General features: G+C 71.5%; 20 protein-coding genes. 9 read left to right on the top strand and 11 right to left on the bottom strand.

Translation table 11 applies throughout. The features are described 5' to 3' along the window. The first annotated feature begins 98 nt into the window (after window positions 1–98). Complete coding sequence (locus OXR63_RS13205) at window positions 99–623, top strand: flavin reductase family protein (RefSeq protein WP_071270001.1); 525 nt, start codon at window positions 99–101, stop codon at window positions 621–623. Window positions 624–667: 44 nt separating this feature from the next. Continuing rightward, the gene (locus OXR63_RS13200; RefSeq protein WP_267423972.1) at window positions 668–1,282 is read left to right on the top strand and encodes a superoxide dismutase; all 615 of its coding nucleotides are present in this window, start codon (window positions 668–670) and stop codon (window positions 1,280–1,282) included. A gap of 99 nt (window positions 1,283–1,381) precedes the next feature. Here the strand turns inward: OXR63_RS13200 and OXR63_RS13195 are convergent, their stop codons facing one another. Next, window positions 1,382–1,957, bottom strand: a complete 576-nt coding sequence (locus OXR63_RS13195; protein WP_267423970.1) for a hypothetical protein — start codon at window positions 1,955–1,957, stop codon at window positions 1,382–1,384. A gap of 181 nt (window positions 1,958–2,138) precedes the next feature. On the opposite strand from OXR63_RS13195, the gene OXR63_RS13190 reads away from it, so the two are divergent. Beyond that, window positions 2,139–3,113 (top strand): carbohydrate kinase family protein, encoded by a 975-nt coding sequence (locus OXR63_RS13190; protein ID WP_267423968.1) that lies wholly within the window; start codon window positions 2,139–2,141, stop codon window positions 3,111–3,113. Window positions 3,114–3,205: 92 nt separating this feature from the next. Here OXR63_RS13190 and OXR63_RS13185 read toward each other — a convergent pair whose 3' ends face one another. The 5 genes from OXR63_RS13185 to upp all read right to left on the bottom strand — a co-directional run bounded on the left by OXR63_RS13185 (window position 3,206) and on the right by upp (window position 8,780). Next, window positions 3,206–4,693: a serine hydrolase domain-containing protein gene (locus OXR63_RS13185; protein ID WP_267423966.1), complete on the bottom strand. Its 1,488-nt coding sequence runs from the start codon at window positions 4,691–4,693 to the stop codon at window positions 3,206–3,208. Then, window positions 4,690–6,039, bottom strand: a complete 1,350-nt coding sequence (locus OXR63_RS13180; protein WP_267423964.1) for a cryptochrome/photolyase family protein — start codon at window positions 6,037–6,039, stop codon at window positions 4,690–4,692. The genes OXR63_RS13185 and OXR63_RS13180 overlap by 4 nt, the downstream gene beginning before the upstream one ends. Beyond that, window positions 6,036–6,608 (bottom strand): MarR family winged helix-turn-helix transcriptional regulator, encoded by a 573-nt coding sequence (locus OXR63_RS13175; RefSeq protein ID WP_308202122.1) that lies wholly within the window; start codon window positions 6,606–6,608, stop codon window positions 6,036–6,038. The genes OXR63_RS13180 and OXR63_RS13175 overlap by 4 nt, the downstream gene beginning before the upstream one ends. Window positions 6,609–6,930: 322 nt before the next feature. After that, the gene (locus tag OXR63_RS13170; RefSeq protein WP_267423962.1) at window positions 6,931–7,698 is read right to left on the bottom strand and encodes a winged helix-turn-helix domain-containing protein; all 768 of its coding nucleotides are present in this window, start codon (window positions 7,696–7,698) and stop codon (window positions 6,931–6,933) included. 446 nt (window positions 7,699–8,144) lie between these two features. Beyond that, window positions 8,145–8,780 (bottom strand): uracil phosphoribosyltransferase, encoded by a 636-nt coding sequence (upp, locus tag OXR63_RS13165; protein WP_194662279.1) that lies wholly within the window; start codon window positions 8,778–8,780, stop codon window positions 8,145–8,147. Window positions 8,781–8,886: 106 nt separating this feature from the next. Here upp and OXR63_RS13160 point away from each other — a divergent pair, with 106 nt between their 5' ends. Then, window positions 8,887–9,318 (top strand): nucleoside deaminase, encoded by a 432-nt coding sequence (locus OXR63_RS13160; protein ID WP_267423982.1) that lies wholly within the window; start codon window positions 8,887–8,889, stop codon window positions 9,316–9,318. A gap of 64 nt (window positions 9,319–9,382) precedes the next feature. Here OXR63_RS13160 and OXR63_RS13155 read toward each other — a convergent pair whose 3' ends face one another. Beyond that, window positions 9,383–10,339, bottom strand: a complete 957-nt coding sequence (locus OXR63_RS13155; protein ID WP_267423959.1) for a cation diffusion facilitator family transporter — start codon at window positions 10,337–10,339, stop codon at window positions 9,383–9,385. A 63-nt stretch (window positions 10,340–10,402) separates the two neighbouring features. Between OXR63_RS13155 and proC the strand changes: the two genes are divergently transcribed. Further along, window positions 10,403–11,233: a pyrroline-5-carboxylate reductase gene (gene proC / locus OXR63_RS13150; RefSeq protein WP_267423958.1), complete on the top strand. Its 831-nt coding sequence runs from the start codon at window positions 10,403–10,405 to the stop codon at window positions 11,231–11,233. Between the two features lie 120 nt (window positions 11,234–11,353). On the opposite strand, the gene OXR63_RS13145 is transcribed toward proC, so the two are convergent. Both OXR63_RS13145 and OXR63_RS13140 read right to left on the bottom strand, forming a co-directional pair. Then, on the bottom strand, window positions 11,354–12,049 hold the full coding sequence (locus tag OXR63_RS13145) for a potassium channel family protein (protein ID WP_267423957.1): 696 nt from the start codon (window positions 12,047–12,049) through the stop codon (window positions 11,354–11,356). Further along, complete coding sequence (locus tag OXR63_RS13140; RefSeq protein WP_267423955.1) at window positions 12,042–13,475, bottom strand: TrkH family potassium uptake protein; 1,434 nt, start codon at window positions 13,473–13,475, stop codon at window positions 12,042–12,044. The genes OXR63_RS13145 and OXR63_RS13140 overlap by 8 nt, the downstream gene beginning before the upstream one ends. Window positions 13,476–13,546: 71 nt before the next feature. Here OXR63_RS13140 and OXR63_RS13135 point away from each other — a divergent pair, with 71 nt between their 5' ends. The 4 genes from OXR63_RS13135 to OXR63_RS13120 all read left to right on the top strand — a co-directional run bounded on the left by OXR63_RS13135 (window position 13,547) and on the right by OXR63_RS13120 (window position 14,922). Then, the gene (locus OXR63_RS13135) at window positions 13,547–14,062 is read left to right on the top strand and encodes an ArsR/SmtB family transcription factor (RefSeq protein WP_267423953.1); all 516 of its coding nucleotides are present in this window, start codon (window positions 13,547–13,549) and stop codon (window positions 14,060–14,062) included. Window positions 14,063–14,171: 109 nt separating this feature from the next. Next, the gene (locus tag OXR63_RS13130) at window positions 14,172–14,366 is read left to right on the top strand and encodes a helix-turn-helix domain-containing protein (protein ID WP_071270101.1); all 195 of its coding nucleotides are present in this window, start codon (window positions 14,172–14,174) and stop codon (window positions 14,364–14,366) included. Between the two features lie 130 nt (window positions 14,367–14,496). After that, on the top strand, window positions 14,497–14,595 hold the full coding sequence (locus OXR63_RS13125) for a 30S ribosomal protein bS22 (protein WP_003792170.1): 99 nt from the start codon (window positions 14,497–14,499) through the stop codon (window positions 14,593–14,595). 72 nt (window positions 14,596–14,667) lie between these two features. Beyond that, entirely contained in the window at window positions 14,668–14,922 is a 255-nt protein-coding gene (locus OXR63_RS13120) for a glutaredoxin family protein (protein WP_267423921.1), read from the top strand. Between the two features lie 68 nt (window positions 14,923–14,990). Here OXR63_RS13120 and aspS read toward each other — a convergent pair whose 3' ends face one another. Both aspS and OXR63_RS13110 read right to left on the bottom strand, forming a co-directional pair. Continuing rightward, window positions 14,991–16,331, bottom strand: coding sequence for an aspartate--tRNA(Asn) ligase (gene aspS, locus OXR63_RS13115; RefSeq protein ID WP_267423920.1), 1,341 nt, complete (start codon window positions 16,329–16,331; stop codon window positions 14,991–14,993). Window positions 16,332–16,694: 363 nt separating this feature from the next. Further along, a complete protein-coding gene (locus tag OXR63_RS13110; RefSeq protein ID WP_267423919.1) occupies window positions 16,695–17,090 on the bottom strand; it encodes a MerR family transcriptional regulator in 396 nt (131 codons plus the stop codon). Window positions 17,091–17,096 lie beyond the last annotated feature (6 nt).

Here is a 17,096-nt window from a genome sequence, read left to right as displayed (position 1 = left end):
AATCGTTGACCTCAACCAGGGTTCAGGTCATACGTTGGGACCTGGCCACGAGGACCACGGCCACACCGCACCCGAACGAGGAACGAACGACGACACCCATGCCCGAAGCCACCCCCGCGGACGCCGTCCCGACCACCATCGCCGACGCCTACAAGTCCGCCTTCCGTGGCCACCCCGCCGGCGTCGCCGTGATCACCGCCGAGGGACCAGACGGCCCGACCGGCCTGACCGCGTCCAGCGTCGCGAGCGTGGCGATCGACCCGCCCGTCCTGGTGTTCTCCCTCTCCACGAACTCCGGCTCCGCCGGCACGATCCTCGGCGCTCCGCTGTTCGTCGTGCACCTCATGGACTCGCACGGCGTCGCCCTCGCCCGACGGTTCGCGTCGACCGGCAGCCCCGCGGCCGACGACCCGATCTGGGGAACACTGCCCTCGGGCGATCGCTACCTGCCGTCGGCGGCCTCGGCGCTCCGGTGCCGCCCGCTCTCGACCACGCCCATCGGCAGCTCGACCGTCGTCGTCGCCGAGGTGCTCGACATCGTGCTCGGCTCCGAGCGCGGCGAGCCGCTGGTCTACCACAACCGGGAATTCCACTCCCTCACCGATCGTTCCCGGCTCTCGTGAGCTGCGGAGCACCATCCGCCAACCACTGATCGAAAGGAACTCACATGGCTGAGTACACCCTGCCGGAGCTGCCGTACGACTACGCCGCACTCGAGCCGCACATCAGCGGCAAGATCATGCAGCTGCACCACGACAAGCACCACCAGGCCTATGTCACCGGTGCGAACACCGCCCTGCAGCAGCTCGGCGAGGCTCGCGAGTCCGGCAACTACGGCGCGATCAACAAGCTCGAGAAGGACCTCGCGTTCCACCTCGGTGGGCACGTGAACCACTCGATCTTCTGGACCAACCTCGGCCCGGACACCAAGGTCCCCGAGGGCGAGCTCGCCGCGGCGATCGACGAGTTCTTCGGGTCCTTCGAGACGTTCAAGGCGCAGTTCGCCGCCGTCGCGAACGGCATCCAGGGCTCCGGCTGGTCCGTCCTGGCCTGGGACACCGTCGGCCAGAAGCTGACCACGTTCCAGCTCTTCGACCAGCAGGGCAACATCCCGTTCGGTCTCGTCCCGATCTTCATGCTCGACATGTGGGAGCACGCCTTCTACCTCGACTACCTCAACGTCAAGGCGGACTACGTCAAGGCCGTGTGGAACATCGTCGACTGGGAGAACGTCGCCGCTCGCTTCGCGAACGCGAAGTCGCAGAGCTTCGTCACGCTCTGACGCACCAACGGCGGGTCACGATCCTGACCTGACGACGGACGGGAGGCCCGGTGCCAGCTGGCACCGGGCCTCCCGTCCGTCCGTGGTGCGGCCCGACGGTCAGGTCGTCGCGAACGCCGTGTGGGCCACCAGGCCGGCGGCGAGGGTGCGGAGCGCTGCGTCCGCATCGGTCCGGTCCGGGTCGACGACCGCTCCCCACTGGATGCCGCGGGCCGTGAGGACAGCACCCTGCGCGGTGCGCGCCGCCTCGGCGTCACATCGGTCGTGCGCGCGGCACCAGGCGGCGACGGCGTCCATCGCGGCGCGGTGCACGGACCGTTCGCGGTCACGGCCGCAGAGCGACTCGACGGAGCCGAGTTCGAAGGTCAACCGCGCGGCGAGGGCGCGTTCCGGGTCGTCGAGACCACCGAAGACGGCGACCAGGTACGCGGCGAGGCCGTCCTCGTCGCTCTCGGGGTCGAGCGTGTGACCGGCGGGGGCGTCGGCGAGGTGCTCGACGACGGCGGCGATGAGGGCGTCGCGGGAACCGAAGTGGTAGACGATCGGGTACGCGCTGGTGCCGAGGACACGTCCGAGGCTGCGGACGGAGACGTCCTCGAGCCTGGTGTCCTGCAGGTGCTGCGCGACCTTGCTGACGATCGCCGGCTTCAGGGTCGGGTCGGGCTTGCGAGGCATGGGCGTCTCCGCGGGAGCAGTGGATGGCGGGTCGCCGGTGTACGACCATCACACATGGTAGCGGTGATGTACCAGTCTTTCGTCCGGTCCGCGGCGGGGACTGGGTCCCGGCTGGACATCTGCGCCCCAGCCTGTACGAACAGAAGTGGAGTAATTCTCGGATTCACGTATCGTGGAGATGATGACCCCGCCTCCCGAACGCCCCGTGCCGCCTCTCACCGCCGCAGCACCCGGTCACGGACGGTCGGTCGGTGGCCGACGTCGCGGTGCCGGGAAACGCTTCCTGGTCGTCGGGGACGTCCTCGACGGCGTGCTCGTGCAGACGACCGCCCAGACGACGGGTGACCACGACCCTGCTGCCGTGATCCGACACCGGCCCGCCGGCGCTGCCGGTGCGGCGGCGACGTGGCTCGGGTGGCTCGGCGCCGAGGTCGACCTGGTCGGGCGGGTCGGGGTCGACGACGTGTACCGGCACGAGCGCGCGCTCGAGGACGCCGGCGTCCGCCCGAGGATCGGGTACGACTCCAGGACGTCGACGGGCGCCGTCGTGTCGGTGCGGAGCAGCGTCGGCCGGACGTCCATGTCGGACGGCGGAGCCAGCGCGCTCCTCGGCGCCGACGACGTCCCACTCGACCTCGTCGAGCGTGCGGACGTCGTGCACCTCACCGGTGCCGCGATGCTCGGGTCCGGCGGCACCGAGCGGATCGCCGCCCTCGTCGACCGGGCCCGCACCGGGGGTGCCCGGGTGGCGCTCGACCCGTCGTCCGTCGCCGTGGTACGCGCGATCGGGGGTGCGGCCTTCCTCGCGGCGATCGCCGGGGTCGACGTGCTGATGCCCGGACAGGACGAGGCCCTCGCGCTCACCGGTGCGTCCGACGTAGTCGTGGCGGCCGCCGAACTCGCCCGCCACGTGCCGCTCGTCCTCGTCACGCTCGGCCACGAGGGCGTGCTCGTCGCCCGACCCGGCAGGACGCCGCAGCCGGTGCCCGCGACGCCCGCGACCGTGGTCGACACGATCGGGGCGGGCGACGCGTTCGCGGCCGGCTTCCTGCGCGCCTGGGCCACCGATGCCGTGCGGGTCGGGGCCGCCACCCGCGAGGGCACCCGGGTCGCGGCTCGTGCCCTCGGGTTCGTGGGAGGGCGGCCGCCGGTCTGAGCTCCGCCGTCGTCCTGTCGTGCGTTCGTCCGGCCGTGCGTTCGCGCTGTCGTGCGTTCGTCCGGCCGTGCGTTGGTCCGGCTGAGCGTTCGTCAGGCCGTGCGCTCGGCCGGTTCGGCGGTGACGGTGAGTGTCTGGACGCGCCCGGCGGCCAGCGGTGCCAGGCGGATCTCCACGCGCAGCCGCCCCGAGGTGCCGGGCAGCCACCAGCGGAGGTGCGTCGGCGTGTTCGACAGCTCCTGCACCGGGGGAGCGGAGCGGTCGGCACCCACCTGGGCGACCGCGTCCTCCAGGGTCTGCCGGCGGCGGTCGTACGGCACGTCCATCGCGACGTTCGGCGTGCAGATCGAGTCCGCCAGGTCGTCGTCCCAGTCCGCGAGCAGTCGGGACACCGCAGTCTGCGCGGCACGGGTCTCGGGGAGGACCGCGGGCGTCGGAGCGGTCGTCTGGGTCGTGGTCGCCAGCAGCAGGTCGTGGGCGGTCTCAGCTGCGATCGAGACCTTCGCCTGGGTCGCGTTCTCGAAGGCGACGACACCGAGGCCGTCCCGCACGGACCACCGCATGTGCGCTGAGAAGCCCGGGTACCCGCCCGAGTGCGACACGATCGCGCCGTGGTCGTCGTCCTGCTCGACGAACAACCCGAAGCCGTAGCCGACCGGGCGTCGTGCGCCCGGGACGGCCGCGCGCGGGATGTGCCGCATGCCCTGCTGCATGAGCCGACGGTCGGCCGCGGAGACCGGGCCTGCCTCGGCCGTCGTGCCCGGCCGCCGGATCGATGCGAACGCCGAGGAGAGGTGCCGTGCCCATCGCGACAGGTCCGCCACCGTGGAGTACAGGCCGCCGATCGGGGAGAACGCACCCGGGCCGGTCAGGGGCAGTGGTTCGAAGGCACCGCGGTGCGGGCGGACGCCGGTCACGACGTACCCGCGGGCGTCCTGCTCGGCGAAGACCGTGTCGTCGAGACCGAGCGGCCGGAGCACGACGTCGGCGGCGACCTCGGTGAACGGACGGCCGGCGACGACGGACACCGCCCGCCCGAGCAGGGCGTAACCGAGGTTCGAGTAGGCGAAGCCCGTCCCCGGGACGGCGTCGAAGAGGAGCCCGGCGCGCAGGACGTCGTCGAGTTGAGCGTCGGAGATCGACTCCTGACGGTCACCCCACGGGTCGTCGGTCGGGAACCCGGCGGACATCGTCAGGAGCATCCGCAGCGTCGGCACGGGGGAGTCCGGCGTCGGCAGCGTGACCTCGGCGAACGCCGGGACGAACTCGGTGACCGGGGCGTCGAGCGACACCCGGCCGTCGGCGACGAGGGAGAGCAGCGTGGCCGCGGTGACGCTCTTCGTGCAGGACGCGATGCGGTAGACCGTGTCAGCGTCGGGAGCCCGGCCGTCACCGCGGTCGCCGTGCCCACCCGAGGCGACGAGGCCGTCGGCGTCGAACACGCCCCACACCGAGCTCGGGGTGGTGCCGCGGTCGACCCGCTCGCGGAACAGGTCGTCGATCTGCCGGAGGACCGCGGGGTCGAGCGGAGCAGGGACGTCAGCCGGCACGCCCGACGTCGCCCGGTCGGTCGCCGTCACGATCGCCGCATCTGGTCGTAGGCGTCGAGCGCGCGCTGGCGGGTCGCCTTGAGGTCGACCATCGGCTCGGGGCGGTCCTCGTCGGCCGGTACCCAGCGTCGGACGTACTCGCGGTGCTTGTCGAACCGCTCGAGCTGTCGGTCGGGGTTGAACACGCGGAAGTACGGCGCCGCGTCGAACCCCGAGCCGGCGACCCACTGCCAGTTCCCGGCGTTGTTCGCCGGGTCGGCGTCGACGAGGGTGTCCCAGAACCACTGCTCGCCGATGCGCCAGTCCACGAGCAGGTTCTTCACGAGGAAGCTCGCCGTGGCCAGGCGGACCCGGTTGTGCATCGCACCGGAGCTCCAGAGCTCCCGCATCCCGGCGTCGACCAGGTCGAAGCCCGTGCGGCCCTGGTACCAGCGCTGCAGTTCGTCCTCGGAGGCATCGCGCCAGGGGAACGCGTCGAACTCCCGACGGACGTTCACGGTGGCGAGCTGCTCGCAGTGGAAGTACTCGTTCCAGTTGAACTCGCGCCAGGCGAGCTGTCGGAGGAACGCCGGTGCCTGCTGCCGCTGGTGCGGCTCGAGTCGTCCGTGCAGGCGGTGCCACACCTGGTACGGGCTGATCTCGCCCCAGCGCAGGTGCGGGGAGAGGTCGCTCGTCGCGGCCATCGCGGGTTCGTCGCGCTGGTCGTAGTCCTCGAGCGCGTTGTCGACGAAGTCCTCGAGGAGCTTCGCCGCGCCGCGTTCGCCCGGGGTCCAGGCGTCGCGGAGTCCGCCCGCCCAGTCCGGCGCGGTCGGCAGCAGGGCCCAGTCGGCGAGGTCGTCACCGGCGGCGTCCGACGGGGACGGCAGCTCGTCCGGCTCGGGGAGTGGGTGTCGCGGTTCGGGCAGTGCCTGGGCTGCCCGCCAGAACGGGGTGAACACCTTGTACGGCTCACCCTGCCCGGTGCGGACCGTCCACGGTTCCCACAGCAGGGCGGCCGCGAAGCTGTGGGCCTCGATGCCGCGGTCGGTCAGGGAGGCCTTGATGCCGGCGTCGATGTCGCGCTCGACAGGACCGTACCGACGGTTCCAGAAGACCCCGTCGGCGCCGGTGTCCGCGACGAGCTGGTCGATGACGTCAGCCGCGGCACCCCGGCGCAGGACGAGCCGCGATCCGTGCTCACGCAGGTCGGCGTCGAGCGAGGCCAGCGAGTGGTGCAGCCACCACCGTGCGGCGGCGCCGAGCGGGCGGATGCCGGCGCTCTCGTCGTCGAGCACGTAGACGACGGTCAGGGCACCGCCGTGCTCCGTCCCCGCGCGGAGGGCCGGGTTGTCGGCGAGCCGCAGGTCGTCCCGCAGCCAGACCAGAGCGCCCGTCATGCGGAGGCGGTGTCGGTCGTGGCTCCGCGTCGTGCGGCCGGGAGCTCCCCGGTGGCGACGCGGAGCTTGGTGCAGAGGTCGGTGAGCGTCCGGAGCTCGGCGTCGTCGAGGCCGGCGCTCAGCTGCTCGGCGATGCTCGTGGCGTGCTGCACGGCGACGGCGCGGTAGACGTCGAACCCGTGTGGCGTCAGGGCGACGATGACCCCGCGCGCATCGGTCGGGTCCGGCTGCTTCTCGACGATGCCGCGGGTGGCGAGGCGATCGACCAGACGGCTGACGCTCGGCTGTGTCAGGAGGAGGTGCCCGGTGAGGTCGCGCATCCGGCAGCGGCGGCCCGGCTGCGTGGAGAGGTTGAAGCAGACGTCGTACTCGTTGAAGGAGATCTCGTCCCCCGGGAACTCGCTGTTGAGGTTCCGCATGACCGACACCTGGGCCCGGAAGAGGGCTTCCCACGCGGAGACGGCGACGGCCTTCTCGCTGCGGGTGGGGTCCGGGACGACGGTCCTGTCGTGCCCGAGCGTCCTGGAGTCCAGGAGTGTCGGCTCGTCCACGAGCGACTTGTCGTCCACGGTCGCGGTCCTCTCGGTCGGGTGGCTCACCACACTACCGACGGCATCGGACACTGGCCGGCCACGCCGCCGCCGGCCCGTCGGCGGCGCGGGCGGGGGAACGCACGAGGGCCGGTCGTCCTGGGGACGACCGGCCCTCTCCCTTGCACCAAGAGTGTCCTGCAATCACATTCCACAGCCGCTGCCACAGCAAACAACGACTGCAGAACCGACTGTATAACGAAGCGGTAACGGGCGCCAGCGCCAATCCGGTTCGTTGCCTGCGAGTTCCCTCGGAGCAGCGCGGGGAAAGGGCCGACGGCCGCGACGGACCGCCCCGTGCTCAGAAGAGGTCGGGCGACGGGGTGGAGGCGTAGCGGACGGCGACGTCGGCGTGGCGGTCGAAGCGGTAGCCGACGCCGCGGACCGTGCGGACGATCTCCTCGAACGCGCCGAGCTTCGAGCGGAGACGTCGGACGTGCACGTCGATGGTGCGCTCGTTCGGGGTCTCGTCCTCACCGTCGGACCACAGCCCCTCGATGATGGCCGAGCGGTCGACGGTGCGGCCCTCGCGGAGCACGAGGAACTGCAGCAGCTCGAACTCCTTGAACGTCAGCGGGGCGGCCTCGCCGTCGAGGGTGACGCGCTTGCGGGAGATGTCGATGACGACGCCGGTCTCCTCGGGCTCGGGCTTCTCGGCCTGCTTCCGCGCGGCGACGGCCGATCGGTCCTGCAGGGCGAGTCGGACGACGTCGACGTCGCGGCCCCCCGAGTGCTCGGCGGCCACGGCCACGGCGGCGTAGGTCTCCGCGGTGGGGACCAGCTGTGCGGTGAGGGCCTTGAGCTGCTCGACGACGGCAGCGAGCGTGGTGCCGGCCGCGGCGGCCTTCTCCTCGTCGATCCCGACGTACAGCGCGAAGCCGCGTGCCTCGGTGCCCTCGGGCAGGGCGCGGTTCCGCTGCGGGGCGACGACGGGGCTCGTCGGGATGGTGGTGCGCTCCGGCTGGACCACGGCGCGACGGGGGCGGATCGGCGTCACCGTGCCGAGGTCGATCGGCGCCGGTGCTGCGGCGCGGAGGGTGGTCCGGGGCTGGGTGATGATGAGCGACATGGCGGTTCTCCGTGCGGTGTGGCCGCGACTGCTCCCGCAGTACGGCCGGTGTCGAATGCGTCGTCCCGGGTGGCGTCCGCCGGACGGCGGGACGTGCACGGGCCCAGCGGTCCTGCTGCGGACCGGGGCTGGCCGGGGATGCGGGGGAACGACCTCGAGACGGGACGTGTCGCGTCGTCGGTGGTCGTCACCCGAGGATCACGCGCTCGCGACGGGGGTGGTGTCGCGGGGGATCCGGCTGGAACGGGTACCGGTCAGGCACACATTCGACAACGCATGACGGCCGTCGCCGGCATCATCATGCCGGTCGTCCCCACTGCCCCTGCGGAGGAGCACGCCTCGGAGAGGACGCGGGTGGACACGAGTGCAGTCATGGAGACGAGTATCAGCGGTATACCAACCCGATGTCAACCGTCCGACCGGACGGTGCGGTCGGGTCGGTCCGGTTACTCGGCCAGACCGTACAGGCGGTCGCCGGCGTCGCCGAGGCCGGGGACGATGTACCCGTTCTCGTCGAGTCGCTCGTCGAGCGCGCCGAGCACGATCGTGACGTCACGGTCGCCGACGGCTTCCTCGACGGCCTTGAGTCCCTCGGGTGCCCCGAGGATGCACACGCACGTGACGTCCTCTGCCCCGCGGGCGAACAGGAAGTCGATCGCCGCCGCGAGGGTGCCGCCGGTGGCCAGCATCGGGTCGAGCACGAAGCACTGGCGGTTCGACAGGTCGTCGGGCAGGCGCTCGGCGTAGGTCTGCGGCTCGAGGGTCTCCTCGTTGCGCGCCATGCCGAGGAAGCCGACCTCCGCCGTCGGGACGAGCTTGACCATGCCCTCGAGCATGCCGAGGCCCGCACGGAGGATCGGCACCACGAGCGGGCGTGGCTTCGCGATGGCGACGCCCATGGTCTGCGCGACCGGGGTCGAGATCGGCGTGGCCGTGACGCGGACGTTCCGGGTGGCCTCGTACGCGAGGAGCGTGACGAGCTCCTCGGTCAGGGCCCGGAACGTGGGCGAAGGCGTGGTCCGGTCGCGGAGCACCGAGAGCTTGTGCGTGATGAGCGGGTGGTCGGCGACGTGGACTCGCATAGGGTCGAGCGTAGCGTGCCCCGTGCCGACCAGCGGTCGCGGGCGTCACCGAGGAACCCCAGGAGGACCCGTGGAGCACCCCGCCGGCCGTCCGTACGTGGCGGCGATGGAACGGGCGCTCGAGGAGGCCCGGGCGTGCCTCGCCACCGGGGACGTCCCCGTCGGCGCCGTGGTGCTCGACGAACACGGCGCCGTGGTGGCGACCGGTCGCAACGAACGTGAGGCGACGCAGGACCCGACCGCACACGCCGAGGTCCTCGCGCTCCGAGCAGCAGCCGCCGCGACGGGGGACTGGCACCTCGACCGGCACACGCTCGTCGTCACGCTCGAGCCCTGCCCGATGTGCGCTGGTGCGGTCCTCGCGGCCCGGGTGCCCCGGGTGGTCTTCGGCGCGTGGGACCCGAAGGCCGGGGCGTCGGGCAGCGTCTACGACATCGCGCGTGACCGTCGACTGCCGCACCGGAGCGAAGTCGTGGCCGGGGTGCTGGAGGAGCAGTGCGCGGCGCTCCTGGACGACTTCTTCCGCGAGCGCCGCTGACGGCGCGAGCACCGCTGACGGCGCGAGAACCGCTGACGCCGAGCGCCGCTGACGCCGCGACCGCTCAGTCCGCCGCGCGGATCACGATCGCCTCGGTGGGCGGACGTGGCCCGGTGCGGAGCACGTCGGGTTCGACGTAGATGACCCGGGCGACCGGGACGGCCGCACGCACCCGCTGCTCGACGGTGTCGATGCCCGCGGCGACGTCCCCGAGGCGCCGGTCGCCGTCGACCGCGACCTTCACGCCCACCATGAGCTCGTCCGGGCCGAGGTACAGGGTCTTGATGTGGATGATCGACTCGACCTCGGGGCCGTCGAGCACGGCCGCCTTGATCGCCGTCACGTCCGCGGCGCTGGCACCCTCGCCGACGAGCAGGCTCTTCGTCTCGACGCCGAGCACGAGCGCGACGGCGATGAGCAGCACGGCGATGAGCACGGTGCCGATCGCGTCGAACACCCCGTTGCCGGTCAGGGCGGTGAGGCCGACGCCGAAGAACGCGAAGACGAGCCCGACCAGGGCAGCGGTGTCCTCGAGCATCACGACGGGGAGCTCCGGCGCCTTGGCCCGGCGCACGTACTGCACCCACGAGAGCGAGCCCTTGTTCGGCTTCGCCTCCTTCAGCGCGGTGCGGAGCGAGAAGCCCTCGAGCCCGATGGCGATGAGGAGCACCAGCATCGGCAGCCACCAGTTGTCGAGCGGGTGCGGGTCGGCGAACTTCTCGATGCCCTCGTAGAGCGAGAACACGCCACCGACCGAGAACAGGACGATCGACACGACGAAGGCGTAGACGTACCGCTCGCGGCCGTAGCCGAAGGGGTGTTCCTCGTCCGCTGCCCGTCGGGCGCGTCGGCCGCCGAGCAGCAGCAGGAGCTGGTTCGCGGAGTCGGCGAGCGAGTGCACGCCCTCCGCGAGCATCGACGCGGACCCGCTGATCGCGGCGGCGATGAACTTCACGATCGCGATGCCGACGTTCGCACCGAGTGCGGCGAAGATGGCCCGGTTGCCTCCGGAAGCGCTCACTGTGACCCCTGTCTCGAACCTGCTGCTCGATCCTACGGGCAGCCCGCTCGGTAGGGTCGGGCCATGACGATCGAACTGCCCCGCACCGCCCTCCTCGGCGTCGGTTCCATGTCCGGCGCGGTCCTCGACGGCCTCCTCGCCGCGGGTCTCGCCCCGGAGACGGTGGTCCTGACGACGAAGTCCGAGGCGTCCGCGGCGGCGCACCGGGAGCGCGGTCTCGACGCCCGTGCCAGTGACACGGACCCCGATGCGAACCGTGCCGCCGTGCGCGGGGCAGGCCTGGTGGTGCTCGGCGTGAAGCCGTTCGTGATCGGCGACCTGCTCGACGAGGTCGCGGGGGACCTCGACCCCGGCGCCGTCGTGGTGTCCGTCGCCGTCGGTGTCACGACGGCAGCGATGGAGGGTCGTGTGCCCGACTCCGTCCGTGTCGTCCGCGCACTGCCGAACACGCCGATCGGCGTGGGTCACGGGGTCACCGGCGTCAGCGGGGGCGCGTCCGCCGACGCCGCGGCCGTCGCCCTGGCATCGAGCGTGTTCGACGTGTCCGGCTCCGTGCTCGAGGTGCCCGAGGACCGCCTCGACGCCCTGTCCGCGGTGTCCGGCTCCGGCCCCGCCTACGTGTTCCTGCTCATCGAGCAGTGGCAGCAGGCCGCCGAGTCGCTCGGGTTCACGCCGGAGCAGGCCGAGACGATGGTGCAGGGCACGATGCGCGGCGCGGTCGAGCTCCTCGAGCGCTCCGGTCGTGCGCTGGCCGACCTCCGCCGGGCGGTCACGAGTCCGAAGGGCACCACCGAGCGCGCCGTCGCCGTCCTGCAGGAGGCCGACCTCGCCGCGACGCTCCGCCGCGCCGCGGACGCGGCCATAGCGCGTGCCGAGGAGCTGTCGAAGCTCTAGACGCGAGGCGGACTGGGCCCACGCCGCCGGTTCCCGACCGACGCGCCAGCGGCGGTCGGGCCGTGCCGGTGGGGGGAGGCTCGTGGCGGCGCCGCCACGAGCCTCCCGTCCGCCCTCTGGTCACTCCAGGGCGGCGAAGCGCTCCAGTGCCGAGGTCGAGCCGGACACGATGATCACGTCGTGCTCGCCGATCACGCTCTCCGGCGTCGCCGGCACGAACGGCTCGCCGGGCGGCTTGATGCCGAGGACCGTGAGGCCGAACCGGGTGCGGATGACGGTCGTGGCCAGGTCCTTCCCGCGCACCGTGCGGGGCGGGAACATCTTGACCACGGCGAAGTCGTCGTCGAACTCGATGAAGTCGAGCATCCGGCCGGACACCAGGTGCGCGGTGCGCTCGCCGGCCTCGCGCTCGGGGTAGACGACGTGGTTGGCGCCGATGCGCGACAGGATCGTGCCGTGCGAGCGGCTGATCGCCTTCGCCCAGATCTGCGGGATGCCGAGGTCGACGAGGTTCGCGGTGATGAGCACGCTCGACTCGAGGTCGCTGCCGGTGCCGACGACGGCGATCGGGAAGTCGCCAGCACCGATCTGCCGCAGGGCGTCGATGTCGGTGGCGTCGGCCTGCACGGCGTGCGTGACGCGGTCCGACCACTTCTGGACCAGGCCGGCGTCGGTGTCGACGACCAGGACCTCGCGGTCCTGCCGCTCGAGCTGGCCGGCGGTGGCGGCGCCGAAGCGGCCGAGGCCGATCACGAGCACCGGCGCGTCGTGGCTGACGGCGCCGAGCGGGTGCGGCGGGCGGGTTCGGTCAGCCAACGATCGGCCTCTCCTCGGGACGGCGGAACAGTTGCCGGCTCTGGCTGGCGGCCAGCGCTGCGGCGATGGTCACTGTACCGACACGGCCGAGGAACATCGTGGCGGCGAGCACGTACTTGCCGGATTCCGGCAGGTCGGCGGAGACGCCGGAGGACAGGCCGCACGTGGCGAAGGCCGAGATGACCTCGAACAGCACGCGGTCGAGCGACTCGTGCGTGATCTGCAGCAGGACGACCGTGGCGATGGCGACGATGGTCGCTCCCCACAGCACGACGGCGACCGCGACGCGGAGCACGTCGCTCGGGATCCGGCGACCGAAGGCCTCCATGCTCTGGCGCCCACGGGCCTCGGCCACCGCAGCCAGGAAGAGCACCGCGAGGGTCGTGACCTTGATGCCGCCGGCGGTCGACGCGGAACCGCCGCCGATGAACATGAGCATGTCCGTGACGAGCAGGCTCGACCCGTTCAGCTGGTCGAAGTCGACGAGGGAGAAGCCGCCCGAACGGGTCATCGTCGACAGGAACAGGGCCTGGAAGGCGGTGCGTCCGGCGCCCTCGCGGCCGAAGGTCGCCGGGTTCGAGGCCTCGAGCGCGATGTAGACGACCGCACCGCCGACGAGCAGGACGGCGCTCGTGGCGAGCGTGAGCTTGACGTGGATCGGCCACCGACGCGGGGTGCGGAGCTGCTTCGTCAGGGCACGGATGACCGGGAAGCCGATCGAACCAGCGACGACGCCGATCATCAGCAGGGTCAGGAACCAGTAGTCGTGGGCGAACGGGTCGAGCCCGCTGGCGTTCGGCGCGAAGCCGGTGTTCGTGAACGCCATCGCCGCGTAGTAGAAGGAGTCGCCGACCGCCGTCCAGAACGGCATCCCGGCGAGGAGCACCGACGGCAGGAGCAGCAGCCCGAGCACGATCTCGATCGACAGCGTGCTCACCGCGACCGTGGCGAGCAGCGTGCCGACCTCGCCGAGCCGCACGGCCTGGCCCTCCGGCACGGCGCCGTGGTGCGTGCGGAGCGGGTTCGAGTCCCCGGCGGCCATGAGCTTGGCGCGCAGCCCGAGCTTCCGCGTGACGAACAGGCCCAGGATCGACGCGAAGGTCAGCACGCCGACCGCGCCGATCTGCGTGCCGATGACGACGAGCGTCTTGCCGAAGACCGACCAGTGCGTCGCCATGTCGACGGTGGCGAGCCCGGTGACGCAGACGACGGACGCGGCGGTGAAGAGCGCGTCCGCGAAGTGCGTCGACTGCCCGTCGGCTGCCGCGAGCGGGGTCATGAACAGGGCCGTGAAGACGAAGACCAACGCGACGAAGACCACGATCGCCAGGCGTGACGGCGACGAGCGGAGGACCGTCCCGATGCGCGACGGACGCTTGCGACTCGGGGTCGGCGGGACCTTCGGGGCCTCCGTGCGATCGAGCATCGTATGCCTCCGAGGACATGGGCGGGACGCATCGCATGGTACATCCGCGGTCGGCCGGTTAGCCTCTCCCCATGGCCGACATCTTCAGCGTGGTCGCGGACCCGACGCGCCGGGAGCTCCTCGGGACGCTGCTCGCCGCGTACGGTTCCGACGCCACCGCGGGGGAGCTCAGCGTCGGGCAGCTCGTCGAGAAGCTCGGGGTCAGCCAGCCGACGGTCTCCAAGCACCTCCGCGTGCTCCGGGACATCGGCCTCGTCACCTCGCGAGAAGAGGGGCAGCACCGCTTCTACCGGCTCGACCCGGAGCCGCTGCTGCACATCGAGGAGTGGGTCATGCCGTTCACCGGCGCGGTCGACGCCGACGGCACCCCAGCCACCACCGCGTGGACGCCCGACGGGCAGCCCGTGTCGGTGCGGCGGAACGGCGTCGCGGGCAAGGCGACGGTGGAGGTCGGCATCGAACTCGGGCGGGTCATGGCCGAGGCCTCGCACCGCGCGACCGCCGCGTTCTCGGGTGCGCAGCAGGGCTGGGAACGGGTCGTGGAGACCTCGCGTCGGCGCTTCACGAAACGGCCCGACCAGGACTGACCCGGCAGCCTGGACACGGACCGCACGCGCCCCTACAGTTGCCAGTGACCACTCAGGTCACACCAATCTCCCGCGTCCAGATCAGAGCGCGAGCGACCGAAGGCGGACCATGGCCGGCAGTTTCGACGACGTCCGCTTCCTCACCGTCGCTGAGGTCGCCGAGATGATGCGCGTCTCGAAGATGACCGTGTACCGGATGGTCCACGCGGGGGAGCTCCCCGCGATCCGGTTCGGCCGGTCCTTCCGCGTGCCGGAGTCCGCCGTCGCCGAGGTCCTGCGCGGCGGGATCGCCGACGTCGGCTAGCGCCACCCGGCCCCGGCGAGTCGGCGCGTTCGACATCACAGTCGCGCTCCGGTAGCATCGGGCAGGTTGATTTTCCGCGGCTTCATCGGCCCGGTGTCCGTACATCACCATCAGTCCGAGCGAGGTCCACATGGGTTCTGTCATCAAGAAGCGTCGCAAGCGCATGGCGAAGAAGAAGCACCGCAAGCTCCTTCGCAAGACGCGCCACCAGCGTCGCAACAAGAAGTAAGTCGAAGGACTTGCCGCAGAAGCCCCGGTTCGCCGGGGCTTTCGCATTTCCCGGGCGGTCTACCCTGGACCCATGCCAGCCGTGACGCTCCTCACCAAGCCCGGATGCCACCTCTGCGACGACGCCAGACCGATCGTCGAGTCCGTCGTCGCCGCCCACCCCGGCGTGACGCTGACCGAGCGGTCGATCCTCGACGACGAGGCACTCCGGCTCGAGTACGCGGAGGACATCCCCGTCGTGCTCATCGACGGCCGGGTGCACAGCAACTGGCGCGTGGACGCCGCTCGACTCACGGCAGCGCTGGAGCGCGCCGGCAGTCACGCGTAGTCCGCGAGACAGCGAACGCCGCCTCCCGGTGTCGGGGGCGGCGTTCGCTGTGCACTGGGACGTGGTGCCTACGGGGTGAGGCGCGTCGGGCCGCGGAACAGGTAGGTGACCTCGCGGATCGACGGCTCGCCGAGCATGAGCATCAGCACGCGCGCCAGGCCCATGCCGAACCCGCCGTGCGGCGGCACGCCGTACCGGAAGAAGTCGAGGTACCAGCCGAGCTCGGCGGGGTCGAGGCCCTTCTCCTCCGCCTGCGCGGTGAGGACGTCGACGCGGTGCTCGCGCTGGGCGCCCGTGGAGATCTCGGCGCCGTTGAACAGCAGGTCGTAGCTGTTCGTGAGCGTCGGGTCGTCGGCGTGGCGCATGTGGTAGTACGGCCGGATCGAGGCGTCGTAGTCGGTGACGAAGACGAACTCGGAGCCGTGGTGCTCCTTGGCCCAGGCGGACACGCGGCGCTCGCCCTCGGGGTCCAGGTCGCCGTCGGCGCGGACGACGTCGTGACCGCTCTCGGCGACGATCGTGCGGGCCTCGGCCAGGGTCACGCGCGGGAACGGCGTGGACGGGACCTGCAGCTCGAAGCCGAAGACCTCCTGGATCGCGTCGCCGTACTTCTCCTTGACGGCCGTGATGCCCGCGACGAGGACCTCCTCGTGCATCGCCATGACGTCCTCGTGCGACTCGATCCACGAGAACTCGGCGTCGACGCTCGTGAACTCGGTCGCGTGGCGCGAGGTGAACGACGGGTCAGCGCGGAAGGCGTCGGCGATCTCGAAAACGGCACCGAAGCCAGCGGGCTGCGCCATCTGCTTGAAGTTCTGCGGCGACTGCGCCAGGTAGGCGGTCGTCTCGAAGTACTCGAGCTGGAAGAGCTCCGCGCGCGACTCGGACGCCGACGCCATCAGCTTCGGGGTGTGGATCTCGATGTAGTCGCGCTCGACCCAGTAGGTGCGGAAGGCATGCTCCAGCGTCGTCTGGATGCGGAAGATCAGGTTCTGCTTGCGGTTGCGCAGGTCGAGGAAGCGCCAGTCGAGGCGCTTGTCGAGCGAGGAGTCGTCCGCGATCGGCGTCTCCGGGATGGCGGCGCTGACGACGGTCAGTTCGCCGACCTTGACCTCGAGGCCACCGAGCTTGACGCGCTCGTCGTGCTTGAGCGTGCCGGTCACGTGGATGAAGGAGCCGTGCGCCAGACCGGAGATCGACTCCGTCGTGGCGAGCGCGGTCGCCGAGGCGTCGTCGCCCTCGACGGCTTCGCGCGTGGCGGGGTTGACGAGCTGGACGGCGCCGGTCTCGTCGCGGAGCACGACGAACTGCACCTTCTTCTGGTCGCGGACGGTCTCGACCCATCCGGCCACGGAGACGGGACCGTCGGGGAGTGCTGCGAGGTCGCTGATGCGGGTGCGTTCGATCACGGTCGTCGAGTCTACCGGGACGGGCGCGGCGGTCCATGTGCGCGGGATTGCTTCCCTCCACAGGTCGGCTCGCGTCGGTCGTTCTCCACCGATGCGGACGGGAGGCTCGGCTCGACCCGGGCGCTCCGTAGCGTTCTCGACGTGGCCGGGTCGCGAGCAGGGGAGGAGGTCCTCATGACGGCGGGGACCGAGGTGCTCGCGGCCTGGCCGCCCGCGGCGGTGGCGACGGTCGTCGCGGCGATCGGGACTGCGGCACTGAACGAGATCGGACTCCGAGCGTTCCAGGCGGTGTACGACATGCAGATCGCTCGCGATGAGGACGTGGTGTTCGTCACGATCGTGCAGCGAGACCGGCGGCGCTGGTCAGGGGAGGGTGGCGCGCAGGGTGCCGAGCGTGCCGATGAACTCCTCGGCCATGCCCGCCCGCTCGACGAGCTTCGCGTGCCGGGCTCGGGCGTCCTCGAGGAAGGCGTCGAGGCGCGCTGCCCGTGCGGCCGTGTCGTCCGCGTCGGCGCCCGGCAACCCGTCGACGATGCTGAGCAGGTCGCCCATCTCCTCGAGTGAGAACCCGAGGGGCTTCATCCGACGGATCACCAGCAGCCGCTCCAGGTCGCCGTCGGTGTAGACGCGGAAGCCGCCGGTGGTGCGGGCGCTCGGCACGAGCAGGCCGACCTCGTCGTAGTGCCGGATCGTGCGGAGCGACATCTCGGCGCGCTCGGCGAGTTCGCCGATGTGCATGGTCTGGGTCACGTCGGACATGGTGGC

The organism is Curtobacterium sp. GC_Cur_3 (genome assembly GCF_026544205.1).
In the GTDB taxonomy this organism is placed as follows: domain Bacteria; phylum Actinomycetota; class Actinomycetes; order Actinomycetales; family Microbacteriaceae; genus Curtobacterium.
The sequence above is the reverse complement of the archived record's forward strand: the minus strand, read 5'-3'. Positions and strand labels throughout refer to the sequence as shown.